This is a genomic window from Polaribacter sp. BAL334, assembly GCF_015767435.1.
GTDB lineage: Bacteria > Bacteroidota > Bacteroidia > Flavobacteriales > Flavobacteriaceae > Polaribacter.
Genome location: NZ_JADWOV010000089.1, coordinates 1 through 381, shown reverse-complemented (window position 1 = coordinate 381; position 381 = coordinate 1). Strand labels below are relative to the sequence as shown.

Sequence of the window (381 nt, the reverse complement as noted above, 5' to 3'; positions counted from 1 at the left end):
TGGAAATACATATACACCTGCTAATATTGCTTCTAACACAAGTGTAACTATTAGATATACGATTGCTGCTGCTAGTGGTTGTAATGCTTCTACTGCTAATGTTACTTTTACAGTAACTCCTTGTCCTGTAGCTGTGAATACGACTTCAACTGCTTCAATCACTGAAAATCAAACAAAAACTTTAGTGGGTTCTCCTTCTGGTGGAACTTGGTCTGTTGTTTCTGGTGGTGGAACAATTTCTGGAAATACATATACACCTGCTAATATTGCTTCTAACACAAGTGTAACTATTAGATATACGATTGCTGCTGCTAGTGGTTGTAATGCTTCTACTGCTAATGTTACTTTTACAGTAACTCCTTGTCCTGTAGCTGTGAATAC

Annotated in this window: 1 protein-coding gene; it reads left to right on the top strand. The window is 37.3% G+C overall.

From position 1 onward, the window contains the following. Positions 1–381: hypothetical protein (locus tag IU405_RS00460; protein WP_197436695.1), on the top strand; the 381-nt coding region annotated here is incomplete at both ends.